The organism is Flavobacterium sp. PL11, from assembly GCF_035985025.1.
Taxonomy (GTDB): domain Bacteria; phylum Bacteroidota; class Bacteroidia; order Flavobacteriales; family Flavobacteriaceae; genus Flavobacterium.
This window is the reverse complement of sequence record NZ_JAXCIA010000026.1, coordinates 14186-29873: the sequence shown is the minus strand read 5'-3', so window position 1 is coordinate 29873 and position 15688 is coordinate 14186. Positions and strand designations below refer to the sequence as shown.

Below are 15688 nucleotides of genomic sequence, written 5' to 3'. Positions count from 1 at the left end.
GTCAGTTTCATCTAAGTTTGCACAGGAATAGTTTAATTATCAAATCAGTATTTTACAAATAACTAATCACGAATATGGAAATATTTTGGCATCTAATTTATGATTTCAAAAATCATAGCAATTGTGTTATTTCTGTTTTAAAATAAAATGAATTGTAGATCGCTGATTTTTACCAAAATAATTATATTTTATTTTTACAAAAAAAAATCCCCAACATTGTTGAGGATTTCTTATTGTAAAAGGATAGTAAACTATCTTCTTTTGTCTTTAATTTTTGCTTTTTTACCGGTAAGTTCTCTAAAGTAGAAAATTCTTGCTCTACGAACTGAACCTTTTTTGTTAATTTCAATTTTTTGTAAAGCTGGCAAGTTAACTGGGAAGATACGCTCTACTCCAATAGCACCTGACATTTTACGAATTGTAAAAGTTTCTGTATTAGCAGAACCTCTTCTTTGGATAACAACTCCTTTAAAAAACTGTGTTCTTGTTTTTTCACCCTCTCTAATTTCGTAGTAAACAGTGATAGTATCACCTGCTGCGAAAACTGGGAAATCTTTTTTTGCAACTAATTCGTTTTGAACGAATTTCATCAAATCTGCCATGATATCTTTAATTATGGTTTTTTATCAAATCAACATTCGCGGATCTCGCCAGAGGTTAATCTGAATTCGGGTGCAAATATAGGACTATTGTTTTAATTAACAAGTTTTATATTTATATTCACTTTGATATTTCCTGACAAGAAGCTAATTTAAAATTTTAGTTAAAATTTGGAATTTAAAAATATAATTTCCAGTTTTAAACAAAGCTATTTTAGAAGCAATTAAATACTGTCCAGCAATCATTGCGAACCAATCACAAATCACCAATCACGCATCACGCATCACGCATCACGCAGTACGCATCACGAATCAGCAATTACGCATCACGAATCACGCATCACGAATCACGCATCACGAATCACGAATCACGAATCACCAATCACGCATCACGAATCACCAATCACGAATCACTGTCTATTCCTCTAACAAATCCGGTCTTCTATTTTTAGTATGTTCATACGCCATATCTTCACGCCATTTATCAATTTTGGCAAAATTTCCGCTGGTTAATACCTCTGGGACTTTCCAACCTCTATAATCTGCAGGTCTTGTATAAATAGGACCAGAAAGTAATCCATCTTGAAAACTATCTGTCAAAGCTGATGTTTCATCACTTAAAACACCAGGAATTAGTCTGATTAAAGCATCTGATAAAACTAATGCTCCTAATTCTCCGCCACTTAAAACATAGTCACCTATTGAAATTTCTTTTGTAATAAAATGCTCTCTTACACGTTGATCCACTCCTTTATAATGACCACAAAGAATAATAATATTTTCATACATCGACATCGTGTTAGCCATTTTTTGATTTAAAGTTTCTCCATCAGGCGACATATATATGATTTCATCGTATTCTCTCTCACTTTTTAAATGTGTAATGCAGGCGTCAATTGGTTGCACAGTCATAACCATACCTGCACCGCCGCCGTAAGGATAATCATCAACGCTTTTCTGTCTATTAGTGGTGTAATCACGTAAATTATGAAAATGAACTTCAACTATCCCTTTTTCAATCGCGCGTTTCATTATAGAAGCTTCAAAAGGACTTCTTAGTAATTCAGGTAAAACTGTAACAATATCAATACGCATAATTTTATTTTTATTTGAAAGCGTAAATGTACAATGTTTTTTTTAGCAGTTGTAGTTGTTTTTGAGTTAGGCGGTTGTATATCACACAATGTAATCGATTGTTCGAAAAAGAAAATCCTGCTTGGTTTTCGCCAAACAGGATTGAGAATTATATTATTTTGATAAAGCCAAAATTTCCAACTTACATCAATTTGCTAAAGAAAATAGCGTTCCACAATAATTTTTCTGTACCTAGCCAAAATGCTCTGAAATTAGTGTTGTCCGTAAAAATAATAATTCTACCATCGCCTTTTCGTATGGATTGAAAAGGTACTGTTTCTTTTAGCAAATCTAAATTCTCTTTTGAGATATAACCGCTTATTAATGGGTTTTTCGTGTATCGAATAGGATTATTAAAACTGCTTTTATTCGGTTCCATAATTATTGATGTATTTCTAAAAATGGGTAATGTATTTCTTGGCATTCCAAAATTGATAGGATGTGACAAATCTAATTTGGTTTCAAATATTGCCCCCGAAATTAATTTTGCACCACGATAATCATCAGCTTTTTCAAATGAAATATTTTTAGCTTCGTTTTTTATAGTTTTGAAAGTCACATCTATAAACTTTACATCATTCAACCATTTGATAGCATCCTGATATGCGATTAAAGTTCCACCTGTTTGAATCCATTGCTCTATTTTTGCAATCGCTTTATTGGAAAACCCATTATAATTTCCATTTGCTAAAATTAAAGTGGTGTATCTATTAAGATCTACATTTTGCAATTGTTCTAAATTTATTTTAGTCAAAGGCATTGCTGCTTTTTGGTCTAAAAGATGCCAAATTTCACCAGCGTCAGAAGGGTCAACGCCTTGTCCTACGACCATCGCTACTTTTGGTTGCGTTAGGGTTACAAAACTTGGATTTCCTAAATTGATTCCCTCTGTAAAACCAGTATCTACTGCTGCAATTTCTATAGCATAATCAACTATTATCTTGTTTAAATATTCAAACAATGCATCTGAATCCATTTCTTGATTTTGAACCGGAACGAAAAGTGTACCATAAGAATATGTTTTGCCAGCAGATGTAAAAGGTTGTTTAGTGGCTCTAACTCGCAAGTTTTTAGACAATATTTGATTTAAAAGTTTAGGCGAATCGTAATCCGTCCATTCGAGTAAATAACCAATATTACTTTTCTTAGTAACCAAACCTTTTTTGATAACGGGTTGGTATTTAGCTCCAGCTTGTGCTATTGAATTCAGAGCTTCAAAATTTAGATTAAAAGCTAAATCAAAACTCCATGTTGAAATATCATAAAACAAGCTATCCTTAAACTTTGTTTGTCTATCAAAAATAGCGTTGATTAACTTTGTGTTTTGTTGATCAACAGGAATGATATAACTTAGGTTTTTATCAAATTTCTTTTTGTTTATGGTAATATCTTCTTTCAATTTCAGCATTTCAATTTTATGCTGATTTAGGATTTTTGCCAATTCATTTACACGTGTTGCGTCTTTTTCATCGCCAAAAATATATCCTTTTGTTGCGCTTTTTTTACCGTCATTTCGAGCTTTTACATAAAAATCTCTTTGGTATTCCAGTAATTCTTTTCGCATTTCATAAGCTGCTTGTATTGAAGACAAACTAGTGGTAAATTGATTTCTGATGGTGAAAGGGAAAGTCAAAATACCATTAGCACTTTCTTGCGCATGACCGCGTGAGCTTGCTTGCTCAAATAAAATCCCTATCGAACCATTAATATCAGGATAGGACGACCCTTTACCATAATAAAAATCATCAAAATTTTTCTCAATAAAATAAGAACTTCCTATTTTATCCAACGCTCTTGCGTGATAACCAGCAATTTTTTTAGTCAGGATTTGGTTCAGTTCTGGAGTCAGCGGATTCGTTCGCGTTGGTTCTCCAGGTTGAAAGAAATAAGTAGCGTCAGTTCCCATTTCATGAAAATCACACAATACATTTGGCATCCATTTACGGTATGATCTTATTCTTGCTTGACTTTCTGGAAGTTGTACTGGAAGCCAGTCTCTGTTCATATCAAACCAGTAATGGTTGAAACGTCCTCTAGGCCACATTTCATTAAACTCTCTATCGTTAGAATCAGTAACTAAGTTGGTGCTTTTATTACTATTTACCCAACTCGAAAAACGTTGCAATCCATCAGGATTAAAGCAAGGATCAAGTAAAATAATCGTGTTATCTAATGTTTTTTCAAGTTCTGGACTTTCTCCTGCCGCAAGATAATAAGCTAGTGCAATCGCGGCTCCAGTTCCGCTGGATTCATTTCCATGAATAGAGTATCCAAGATAAATAACAATAGGCAGATCAGAAAGATCATTATTATTAGATCCAGCATCTGAGATAGCTTGATGTCTCTTTAGAATGGCATCAATATTTGCTAAATTTTTAGGGCTTGAAATTGTAAGTAATTGTAGTGGTCTGTTTTCGTAAGTATAACCGGTAGTTTCAATAGAAATTCGATCTGATGCTTTCGCTACTACGTTCATATAATTTGCCACTTGCGTATGATCAGTGTGCATTTCTCCTAATTCAAAATGGAATATACTTTTAGGAGTAGGAATGTTTTTATTGTAAGTAGTGTTTTGAGGAAGATAATACTCTAAAGTGGTTTGATTTTGCGCATTCAGTAATCCGCAAAATAAAAGGCAAAAAGTTAGTAATTGTTTCATTGATGCTTGGTTTTTTAGTTGTTGTTTATGAATAATTTGGAACTACTAAAGTAATTAAGTTTTTGGAATATTCTATAAATTATCAAAAATCTCAAAAACTAGTACTTGATTACAAATTCTGAATGTTGTTTTTTGATTACATTTATACCCAAATTTTAAAAAACTAATGATGCGATTTATTTCAAAAATTGTTTTGGCCAGTTCGGCACTATTAACCGTTGCATTATCAACGCAAAGTCTTTATGCGCAAACACAATCTGTAAAACTGACAAATCCTCTTTTACAAAAAAGTACATTGCAATATCAAGCACCACCATTTAATTTATTCAAAGATGAACATTACAAACCAGCTTTTGAGTACGCATTAAAAGTTCATGATCAAGAAGTTAGCAAGATTGCTACAAATAAAACAAAACCTACTTTCTTAAACACAGTTGTAGCTTTAGAAACCAGTGGTATAGATTTGTCACGCTCGACCAGCGCTTTTTATAACTTAACGGGTTCAAATACTAATCCTACGCTACAATCTATAGAAGCGGAATATGCGCCTGTTTTCTCAGCACATAGCGATAAGATTTACTTAAACAGTCAGTTATATAACCGGTTTAAAGCAATTAATTTAGCTAGTTTAAAAGGAGAAGACAAAAAATTGACAGAATATTATTTGCAAAAATTTGAATTGGCTGGAGCTAATTTATCTGCTGCTGATAAAGATAAAATGAAAAAAATCAATGGCGAGTTAGCAAGTTTGAGTACGCTGTTTGGTAACAAACTTTTAATAGCTCGTAAAAACGGAGCTATTTTATTTGATGATGCTAAAGAACTCAACGGAATGAGTGCTGGCGAAATTGCTGCTGCAAAAGCAAGAGCTACCGAGGCAGGAAGTGATGGAAAGTACTTAATTAATTTATTGAATACCACACAACAGCCTGTTCTTGCTAGTTTAACTAGTCGCGCTAGTAGAGAGAAAATATTTAAAGCGTCATGGTATCGTGCAGAAAAAAATGATGATGGCGATACACGTGAAGTTTTAGAAAAGATCGCAAAATTGCGTTTACAAAAAGCTAAGCTAATGGGTAAAAAGAGTTTTGCTGAATGGAAATTACAAGATCAAATGGCGCAATCACCAGCACCAGCAATGGAATTATTAGCTAAACTTGCTGCTCCAGCTGTTGCCAAAGCTAAAGTAGAAGCTAAGGAAATTCAAGATTTAATAGATTCTCAAAATGGAGGATTTAAATTAGAGCCTTGGGATTGGGATTTTTACTCTGAACAAGTGCGTAAGGCCAAATACGATTTGGATGAAAGTGAAATTAAACCTTATTTTGAAATCGGTACCGTTCTAGAAAAAGGAGTCTTTTTTGCTGCAAAGCAAATGTATGGTATCACATTCAAGGAAAGAACGGATTTGCCAGTTTATCATCCTGATGTAAAAGTGTATGAAGTATTTGATAACGATGGTTCATCTCTTGCTATTTACTATTTAGATTTTTATACCAGAGATAATAAAAGTGGCGGTGCATGGATGAATAATTTTGTGAGTCAGTCCCATTATTTAAAACAAAAACCTGTTATTGTAAATGTTTATAATTTCTCTAAACCTATCGATGGAAATGCTTCATTAATAAGTTTTGACGATGTGACCACTATGTTTCACGAATTTGGTCATACTTTACACGGATTATTTGCTAATCAGCAATATGAATCTCTTTCTGGAACATCAGTGCCAAGAGATTACGTTGAGTTCCCATCACAAATTAATGAGCATGCGGCTTTAGATCCTACAATTTTAAAAAATTATGCGATTCATTATAAAACGAAAGAAGTGATACCGCAAGCGTTGATTGACAAAATAAAAAAGGCAGATACTTTTAATAAAGGATACGTAGTGACTGAGCTTTTAGCAGCGGCAACCTTAGACATGGCTTGGCACAGAGTAGAAAAGGAGACGGATTTTAAACCAACATTAGAATTTGAAAAAGAAGCACTAGCTAAATATGGTTTATTAGTAGATGAAGTTCCCCCAAGATACCATTCACCTTACTTTGCTCATATTTGGGGCGGTGGGTATGCTGCAGGTTATTATGCTTATACTTGGTCAAAAACTTTAGATTACACAGTTTATGATTGGATGCAGGAAAATGGTGGATTAACAAGAGAAAATTCAGAACGATTTAGAAAATACATTTTATCAGTTGGTAACAGTGTAGATTTAAACAAAGCTTTTAAGGATTTTATTGGTAAAGAAATGCAAGTTCAATCGTATTTGAACAACGCGGGATTAAATGTAAAATAATCCATTGTACTATTTATTAAAAATGGTATCCTTGATGGATGCCATTTTTTTTGGTTGCTAATAATATCTGCGATTGATGGAAGTTCAATTTGTATTCCAATCACTTTGGTAATTCTCTAATTAAATTCGTAAATTTGCCCTTCAATAAAAATTTTATAAAAATGGAAAACGGAATATATGCTAAGTTCATCACTACAAAAGGTGTTATTTTAGTAAAACTAACATACGATTTGACTCCAGGAACTGTTGGAAACTTCGTAGGATTAGCAGAAGGAAATATTGAAAATAAAGTAAAACCGCAAGGAGTTAAATTTTACGATGGTTTAAAATTTCACAGAGTAATTCCTGATTTCATGATTCAAGGTGGTTGTCCACAAGGAACAGGAACTGGAGATCCAGGATACAAGTTTGATGACGAATTTCATCCAAGTTTAAAACACAACCGTCCAGGAGTTTTAGCTATGGCTAACTCAGGACCGGGAACAAATGGTTCTCAATTTTACATTACGCATATCCCAACAGATTGGTTGGATAACAAACACACTGTTTTTGGTCATGTTGTAGAAGGACAAGATATTGTAGATGCTGTTGAGCAAGGAGATGTTTTAGAATCTTTGGAAATTATTAGAGAAGGTGAAGAAGCTAAAAACTGGAATGCAGTTGAAGCTTTTATCACTTTTAAAGGAGCGCGTAACAAACGTGATGTTACTTTAAAAGCAGATGCTGAAGCAGCTATGGAAAAACTAGCAGCTGGTTTTGAAAAAACAGAGAGCGGATTGCGTTACCAATTCATACAAAGAGGTGAAGGTAAACAAGCAGAAAGTGGTAAAACAGTTTCAGTTCATTATGAAGGATCATTAGAAAACGGGAAAGTTTTTGATTCTTCTTATCCAAGGAAAAAACCAATTGAATTTAAATTAGGTCAAGGTCAAGTTATTGAAGGATGGGATGAAGGTATCGCTTTACTTCAAGTAGGTGATAAAGCACGTTTTGTAATTCCATCTCATTTAGGATATGGATCTCGTGGTGCTGGAGGAGCAATTCCACCAAATGCAACTTTGATTTTTGACGTTGAGTTAATGGAAGTTAAGTAAGTTACGAGGTTTGAGGTACGAGTTACGAAATTTGAAGTATTAGGTACAAGCTTTGAAGTACGAGGTCAATGTCAATATAGTAAGCTTTTAGCTCTCCAACTTTGTTATTCTGACGAAGGAAGAATCTTTGTTTGTTGCTCTTATTTGTTGACATTGCTTCGCCTGTTCGGGTAAATCTTCGACTCCTGCATGTCGGAATGACAAAAACAATAACTACATTTTATTATCATCCTTACTTAATATCATTGGGTATGAAATTGAAAGTAAGAGGTAAATAAATAGAAGTTGAGATTAAATATTGATTTACAATCTAAAATAATCTTGTATCTTTCTGCTTGAACTACCCCCACAAAGTGAAAGGCTTTTTGGGGGTATTTTTTTGAAATAATGTAAATTTATTTATCGCTTTTGTTAGAACATTAATATTTATAAATTAATGTAAAAAAAAACACCTTCAAATAAATGAGGTGTTTAAAAAAATAGTTGATTAGTGGTTTGTTTCATTATCTACACTAATAATTTTTAGATTCTTGATTCCTGATGGTAACTGCCATTCTACTTCATCATTTTCTGTAAATCCAATTATTGCAACGCATACTGGCGCTAATATTGAAACTTTACCTTCCTTTAAGTTGGCTTGTGATGGCATTACGATTTGCACTTTCATTTGTTGCTTTGAGTTAACATCTTCAATTGTAACTTTTGAATTCATTCTAATAATACTTTGATCCACTGTGCCGTCTTTGTTGATAATAGCTCGATTAAGCTCTTGAGTTAGCAAAGCAATTTCTCTAATATTAGTGCTGTCTTTGGCATTCTTTGTCAATTCTCGAAGCACATTATAATCTGCATTCGTTAAAACTGGAATTGGTTTCATATTCATTTAATTTAAATTTATTTTTTCATCTTTTGTTCTAATTTGAACATCATTAAAAAACAATGAGGCAAAACTTTCATTGGTTTTATGATCAATCCTTCTATAAAATACATTTGGAGTAATCGCTTTTGGACTTTCAAATCCACAAGCTCCTATAAACTCTGCAAATGCTTTTAAAGTATTATTATGGAAATGCATAACACGTACACTTTTATCCGTTATGTCTAATCCTTTATATAAATTTTGATCCTGAGTAGCTATTCCTACTGGGCATTTTCCACTGTCACATTGCAATGCTTGAATACAGCCTAACGCAAACATCATTCCCCTAGCACTATAACATACATCAGCACCAAGTGACATAGCTTTAGCAATATCAAAACCAGTAATAATTTTACCAGAGGCCATAATTTTTATTTGGTCTCTAACTCCATATTCTTTTAATATTTTACTTACAAATATCAATGCGTCAGAAAGCGCCATTCCCATATAATCAATAAATTCTAATGGTGCTGCACCTGTACCACCTTCAGCTCCATCTATCGTAATAAAATCAGGAATGATTCCTGTTTGTATCATTGCTTCAACAATGGATATAAATTCATCTTGTCGGCCTATACAAATTTTAAAACCAATAGGTTTACCATTAGATAATGATCTCATTTTTTGCAAGAAGTGCAATAATTCAACACTGTTTGAAAAAGCGGTGTGTCCCGCTGGTGAATGTACTGCAATATACGGCTTAACATTTCTAATTTTGGCAATTTCTGGTGTATTTTTTTCGCCAGGTAATAAACCTCCATGTCCTGGTTTAGCACCTTGAGAAAGTTTTAATTCTATCATTTTTACTTGTGGAAAACTTGCTTTTTCTTTAAACAATCCTTCAGAGAAAGAACCATCATCGTTTCTACATCCAAAATAGCCTGTCCCAATTTGCCAAATTAAGTCGCCGCCCTCTAAATGAAAGTCACTAATTCCTCCTTCACCTGTGTTATGAGCAAAACCGCCTAATTGTGCTCCTTTGTTTAAAGAAGAAATGGCTGTTTTACTTAATGCCCCATAACTCATCGCGCTAATGTTGTAAATGCTGGCACTGTAAGGCTGCAGGCATTGCTCATTTCCAACAGTAGTTCTAAAAAATTGTTTATCAGCTCGCTTTGGATAAATGGAATGTGCTGCCCATTCATAACCTATACGATTAGGATCATCCTGCATACCAAATGATATAGTTTGTTTTACGTTCTTTGCTCTTTGATATACAATTGATCGTTGTCTTCTATTAAAAGGTTTACCATCTAATTCGCCTTCGAAAAAATATTGACGCATTTCAGGCCGAATAGATTCTAATAAATATCTAAAGCGACCAATAATTGGATAATTTTTTTTTACGGTTTGTTTATTTTGCGTTATATCTTGAAAATAAATATACAACAAATAGAATGGAACAATCAAAAATAAAAAATGAATATTTCCTGCAAATATTAATGCACAAGTAACAAGTAAAAGCGAAGTAGTAAGCACCCCAATTATGTGATGAACTGCTAATTTTTTTGCAAACATGATGTAAAGTAAGTTTAGAATTTAAAACAATAATTTTTTAAAAACGCAAATAGAATAAATGATGTAGAAATAACCTTCGTCCAGAAGTAGATTGTTTTATTTAGACGAAGGTCTAATTGACAAAGGCTTTAGAATGTGAAAATTTCACAGCGCACAAAAAATCTACCTTAGGAAAAGATAGCGATCTTGCCGAAATGTTTAAAAAATTTTTCATAAACGTGAAATTACACAGCACAAAAATACATTCATTTTTATTATAAAACACGCATTTTACCTTTATATTACAATTTTCAATTTATTAGTGTCTCATTTTGGTAATTCGTTAAAAAAACCGCTTTAATAGTTAATATAATTTTGAATTATTAACTTTAAAATTTATAAAAACATATATGATGGAGATTAAGTGGAAAGATTTTGAAAAAATAGAAATGAGAGTAGGAACAATTATTGAAATTAACGATTTCGTAGATGCCAGAATTCCAGCCTATCAGTTAAAAATAGATTTTGGTGCAGTAATGGGGATAAAGAAAACGTCAGCCCAAATTACTAAATTATATACCAAAGAAATCTTAATCAATAGACAAATTATTGCTGTTTTAAATTTTCCAAAAAAGCAAATTGGAAAATTCATGAGTGAATGTTTAGTATTAGGAGCTGTGGGGAAGGAGGGAGAGGTGACTTTATTGTCACCTGATTTTACAGTTGAAAATGGCTTAAAAATAGCTTGATCTATGTTTCTAACGACGAAATTTTTGATGCTTCTAAAGTCTCGTATTTATTATGAATTGCCAGAATAATCACCCCAAATAAAACAGCCGTTACAATAAGTATAGTATTTAAAATTCCTTCTGTTCCGAATGATATTTTAATTAAAATAGTAGAAATAATAAAGCCTGAGTTCCTAATCACTTTACTAAACTTGTCCGTTAAAAAGAAGGAAAACAATAGTAAGAGAACTTCAATTAGTATTAAGACCGTAAAAAATTCATCAAAGAATATATGATTAATGTCTTTTATCTTGTCAACTATCTCGCTAAGTGAAAAGAAATTATCATAAATCCAATGTCCTAAACTATAAATCGACAGTACAAGAAATATTGGTATCAAAGCAATCGCAAAAATATTTTTAAGTTTTATAAATTTAGTGATAGCAATTGTTTTCTGAATTTTAGACTGATTTATCTCATTTTTCCTATTGAGATTGTAGAAAACAAAGATTAAGTAAAATAAAATTATTGTCGCAATGATGTCAAGTGTGAAATTGACATTTGCTTTCACACTAAACCAATTTGAATTGAACTCTAGTTTAGTCAAGTCTTTAAATATCCTTCTAATGATTATTAAAGTGATTATTTCGTATTGTTTACCGATATATATAGTTGTGGATTTGGGCAAGTAATAAACAAGTAAATAAACTTCATAAATTAATATAAAAGAAAACGGAGTGTAAATTGCCGCTATTGGATTGTTTAATACTTTTAGATTATCGTTTACTACTATTAACTCTAGATCCACTAATGCAATAATTAATAAGTGCAGTAGAAAGCTTACAATGGCCAGGGAAACAAAAAATATTTCTGCTCTTTTCTTTGTCTTTTCTGACAAAAGTTTGCTGTAAAGAAAAGAAAAAAGTGATTTTGTTTCAGTCATTTTATATTAAATATGGTCAAATTTAATCAAAAAAGCCTGACGTTCGTATGAACTTCAGGCTTTTAACTTTCGTTTAATCACTTCTCAAAAATTAGATGTCATCAAATTCTATATTTGTAAAAACTGATGTTTGAGGTATACTATAATCATGCGTTTTCTCTGCTGAATATTCTTTTTTAAAATCTTTTTGATGTCTTTCTGAAATTACCTCTTCCCCTTTATGATTTAGTACATAAGAGGTCATTTCATCTAAAATTTCTGCAAATGAAGTAAAGTCTTCTTTATACAAATAAATTTTATGCTTTTTAAAATGGAACGACCCATCTTCTTCTGTAAATTTTTTACTTTCAGTAATTGTAATATAATAATCATCAGCTTTTGTAGCTCTCACATCAAAGAAATAGGTTCTTCTTCCAGCTCTTAAAACTTTTGAAAATATCTCTTCTTTTTCTAACATGTCATGTTCTCTCATAATCCTTTCTATCAATTTATGGTTGTTAACTAGTTTTCAAAAATCTATAAAAAATAGATATAAAACAACAATTAATGCATTTCTTTTTCTAAAAGTTGTTTCAAATATAAGGCGGAATAATACCCTTCTTGATTTATCAATTGATTATGAGAACCTTGTTGAACGATTTGACCGTTATCAATGATAATTATATTATCAGCGTTTTTAGCTGATGATACACGATGACTTACAATAATTGTTGTTTTATCCTTACAAATTTCATATAAATTGCTTAAAATTGTTTCCTCTGTTTGAGTGTCAACAGCCGATAAACAATCGTCGAAAAGTAAGATTGGCGGATTTTTTATAATCGCTCTTGCAATAGAAACCCGCTGTTTTTGACCGCCAGAAAGTGTAATTCCTCTTTCACCTAACACCGTATCATACTGCTTATTGAATCCCATTATATTATCATGTACAACTGCGCTTTTAGCAGCTGATTTTACTTCTTCATCTGTTGCATTTTCTTTACCAAACATGATATTATTCTTGATACTATCTGAAAACAAAAAAGCATCTTGTGGTACAATTCCAATACTATTTCTTAAATCAAATAAATTGATGGTACTAATTTCTTTTCCATCAATAGTTACTTTACCTCCGGACACGTCATACATTCGTGAAATAAGTGATAAGATCGTAGACTTCCCCGAACCTGTCTTACCTAAAATGGCTAGTGTTTCTCCTTTTTTGACTGAGAATGTAATTCCTTTTAAAGCCGTGATGTTAGTATCTTCATACGTATAACTTACATTTTCAAAGGAAATAGCGCCATTAATGACGGATTTGTTTTCATTGTTATTTTTGATTTCTGGTTGCACTTTAAGAAATTCATTTAATCTTTTTTGGGAAGCTTCTGCTTCTTGCACCATTGAAGAAACCCATCCTAATGACGCCACTGGCCAGGTTAGCATATTTACATACAAAATAAATTCGGCTATTGTTCCAATGTTTTTTATTGTTCCATTAATGTACATTAATCCACCAAAATAGATAACCACTAAGTTACTGATACCAATTAGCGCTAACATCAGCGGTCCAAAAAGTGATTGAACCTTTGCTAAGTTTAAACTTTTGCTTTTGCTTTCAATAGCTAAGTTCACCATATTATTTTGGTGTTGATCTTCTAATGAGTATGCTTTTATCACACGAATTCCTGAAAAAATTTCCTGTGAAAAGCTCGAAACTTTAGATAAATACTGTTGAAAAATAGTACTTCTGACATTTATTTCTGAACTCAATTTAAAAATAGCATATGATAAAATAGGTAGTGGTAACAATGTGTACAAAGTCAGTCTTGGAGAAACATTATACATATAAATAATGACAATTGTAAAACGAATGGCCGTATTTATAGTGTACATAACGGCTGGACCAACATACATTCTCACTTTACTCACATCCTCACTAATACGATTCATCAAATCTCCAGTACGACTTTGTTTGTAGAAGTTTTGAGAAAGATTTTCATATTGTCGAAAAACTTCATTTTTAAGATCAAATTCGATATGTCTTGACATTACAATTAAGGTTTGTCTCATCAAAAAAGTAAGAAACCCTGCAATTATAGTGGTAGCAATGATCAAAAGTATATTTGAAATTAGCTCTTCTTGTATTACTGATTTGGCTATCGTTTTGTCATTCCCAAAAGCTTCAATAACTTTAAAGGATTGACTAATTAACTTAGGTGTAAACAGCATAAAGATTTGCGCAATAATTGTAAAAACGATACCTAATAAAAAACTGTATTTGTATTTGACAAAGTATTTGTTTAAATATTGTAATTCTTTCATTGTATTAAGAAATTCTATGTTGAAATGTTATTGATTTTAAATTAAATATTAATTTTTACTAATTTTAAAAAGTAAATATTATTTATATTTTTTACTGAATTAATGAATTTTTAGCAAGATAGTTATGTAAGTGTATTTTTTATGTATTTTTGAAGAGTCTTTTTGACAAATTCATAATTTTATAACTATAAAAAACTACGCTATGGATACAGCTTTCACAACTGGAAAGGAACTTCAAAAAATGGATCCCGTTTTTGGTCAATTATCATTTGATAATCACGAACAAATTGTATTTTGCAACGACAAAGATACAGGTTTAAAAGCAATTATTGGTATTCATAATTCAGTTATGGGACCAGCTTTAGGCGGCACAAGGATGTATAACTATGCTAATGAATGGGAAGCCTTGAATGATGTATTGCGTCTTTCACGTGGAATGACTTTCAAAGCAGCTATTACAGGATTAGACATTGGAGGAGGAAAAGCGGTTATCATTGGTGACCCAAAGACTCAAAAAACGCCAGAGTTAATGCGTAAATTTGGAGAATTTGTACATTCATTAAGCGGAAGATATATTACTGCTGAGGATATGGGAATGGAAACCAAAGACATGGACATCGTAAGAGATGTTACTCCTTATGTTACCGGAATCTCTGAGGAAAGAGGTGGCTCAGGAAATCCATCGCCAGTGACAGCTTATGGTGTTTTTATGGGAATGAAAGCAGCAGCAAAACAGCAATTTGGTTCTGATAACTTAAGCGGAAAAAAGGTTTTAGTTCAAGGAATAGGTCATGTAGGCGAAACTTTAGTCGCTTATTTAGTTAAGGAAGGAGCAATTGTCACGATCGCTGATATTAATGAGCAAAAACTAAATGAAGTTGCTGCCTTATATAACGTTTCAATATTTAGAGGTGATGATTTATACAGTGCAGATGTTGATATCTATGCACCTTGCGCAATGGGAGCAACAATAAATAATGATACTATTTATAAACTTAAAGCAAAAGTAATCGCTGGTGCAGCTAACAATCAATTAGCGGATGAGAATGTACATGGTTTAATTTTACAAGAAAGAGGCATTTTATACGCTCCTGATTTTTTGATAAACGCTGGAGGAATTATTAATGTATATGCAGAATTAGTGCATTATAATAAAGCAGAAATTACTCGTAGAACTGAAAATATTTATGATACTACATTAGAAATTTTTGATTTTGCTATCGCAAATAATATCACAACTCATAAAGCGGCCTTGACAATTGCTCAAAATCGTATTGATAAAAGGAAAGTCGAGAATAGTAGAAAGTAGTTATTAGTTGTTGGTGATTGGTGATTAATGATTGGTGATTAATGATTGATTTTTGGTGATTAATGATTGGTGATTGGTGATTGGTTTTTGGTAATTATTGATTGGTGATTGGCGTTTAGTGGCAGTGATTCAGAGGTAAAAATCAGTGCAGAAGAGATAGAAAAAAGTTAAATTGCTTTTATAATTTTTATTAAAAGGTCTATTTT

Annotated in this window: 12 protein-coding genes; 4 read left to right on the top strand and 8 right to left on the bottom strand. The window is 32.1% G+C overall.

The annotated features are described in order from the left end of the window. Positions 1 to 251: 251 nt before the first annotated feature. From rplS to RCH18_RS12820, 3 genes are all read right to left on the bottom strand, one after another. Positions 252 to 602, bottom strand: coding sequence for a 50S ribosomal protein L19 (gene rplS, locus RCH18_RS12830; protein ID WP_326937158.1), 351 nt, complete (start codon positions 600 to 602; stop codon positions 252 to 254). A 414-nt stretch (positions 603 to 1016) separates the two neighbouring features. Next, positions 1017 to 1694 (bottom strand): tRNA (guanosine(37)-N1)-methyltransferase TrmD, encoded by a 678-nt coding sequence (gene trmD, locus RCH18_RS12825; RefSeq protein ID WP_326937157.1) that lies wholly within the window; start codon positions 1692 to 1694, stop codon positions 1017 to 1019. Between the two features lie 181 nt (positions 1695 to 1875). Next, positions 1876 to 4392, bottom strand: a complete 2517-nt coding sequence (locus tag RCH18_RS12820; RefSeq protein ID WP_326937156.1) for a M14 family zinc carboxypeptidase — start codon at positions 4390 to 4392, stop codon at positions 1876 to 1878. Positions 4393 to 4561: 169 nt separating this feature from the next. Between RCH18_RS12820 and RCH18_RS12815 the strand changes: the two genes are divergently transcribed. Continuing rightward, on the top strand, positions 4562 to 6688 hold the full coding sequence (locus tag RCH18_RS12815; protein WP_326937176.1) for a M3 family metallopeptidase: 2127 nt from the start codon (positions 4562 to 4564) through the stop codon (positions 6686 to 6688). A gap of 161 nt (positions 6689 to 6849) precedes the next feature. Then, positions 6850 to 7782, top strand: a complete 933-nt coding sequence (locus RCH18_RS12810) for a peptidylprolyl isomerase (RefSeq protein WP_326937155.1) — start codon at positions 6850 to 6852, stop codon at positions 7780 to 7782. A gap of 487 nt (positions 7783 to 8269) precedes the next feature. On the opposite strand, the gene RCH18_RS12805 is transcribed toward RCH18_RS12810, so the two are convergent. Both RCH18_RS12805 and RCH18_RS12800 read right to left on the bottom strand, forming a co-directional pair. Then, positions 8270 to 8659, bottom strand: coding sequence for a GreA/GreB family elongation factor (locus RCH18_RS12805; RefSeq protein WP_326937154.1), 390 nt, complete (start codon positions 8657 to 8659; stop codon positions 8270 to 8272). Positions 8660 to 8665: 6 nt separating this feature from the next. Continuing rightward, complete coding sequence (locus RCH18_RS12800) at positions 8666 to 10219, bottom strand: FMN-binding glutamate synthase family protein (protein ID WP_326937153.1); 1554 nt, start codon at positions 10217 to 10219, stop codon at positions 8666 to 8668. A gap of 392 nt (positions 10220 to 10611) precedes the next feature. Between RCH18_RS12800 and RCH18_RS12795 the strand changes: the two genes are divergently transcribed. Beyond that, positions 10612 to 10947 carry a tRNA-binding protein gene (locus RCH18_RS12795; RefSeq protein WP_326937175.1) on the top strand — a complete coding sequence of 112 codons (336 nt, stop codon included), beginning with the start codon at positions 10612 to 10614 and terminating at the stop codon, positions 10945 to 10947. Position 10948: 1 nt separating this feature from the next. Here the strand turns inward: RCH18_RS12795 and RCH18_RS12790 are convergent, their stop codons facing one another. From RCH18_RS12790 to RCH18_RS12780, 3 genes are all read right to left on the bottom strand, one after another. After that, the gene (locus tag RCH18_RS12790; protein WP_326937152.1) at positions 10949 to 11869 is read right to left on the bottom strand and encodes a hypothetical protein; all 921 of its coding nucleotides are present in this window, start codon (positions 11867 to 11869) and stop codon (positions 10949 to 10951) included. A gap of 91 nt (positions 11870 to 11960) precedes the next feature. Further along, on the bottom strand, positions 11961 to 12341 hold the full coding sequence (locus RCH18_RS12785) for a PUR family DNA/RNA-binding protein (RefSeq protein ID WP_326937174.1): 381 nt from the start codon (positions 12339 to 12341) through the stop codon (positions 11961 to 11963). A gap of 71 nt (positions 12342 to 12412) precedes the next feature. Next, a complete protein-coding gene (locus RCH18_RS12780; protein WP_326937151.1) occupies positions 12413 to 14173 on the bottom strand; it encodes an ABC transporter ATP-binding protein in 1761 nt (586 codons plus the stop codon). Between the two features lie 202 nt (positions 14174 to 14375). On the opposite strand from RCH18_RS12780, the gene RCH18_RS12775 reads away from it, so the two are divergent. Beyond that, positions 14376 to 15482 (top strand): Glu/Leu/Phe/Val family dehydrogenase, encoded by a 1107-nt coding sequence (locus RCH18_RS12775; RefSeq protein ID WP_326937150.1) that lies wholly within the window; start codon positions 14376 to 14378, stop codon positions 15480 to 15482. Positions 15483 to 15688: the final 206 nt, after the last annotated feature.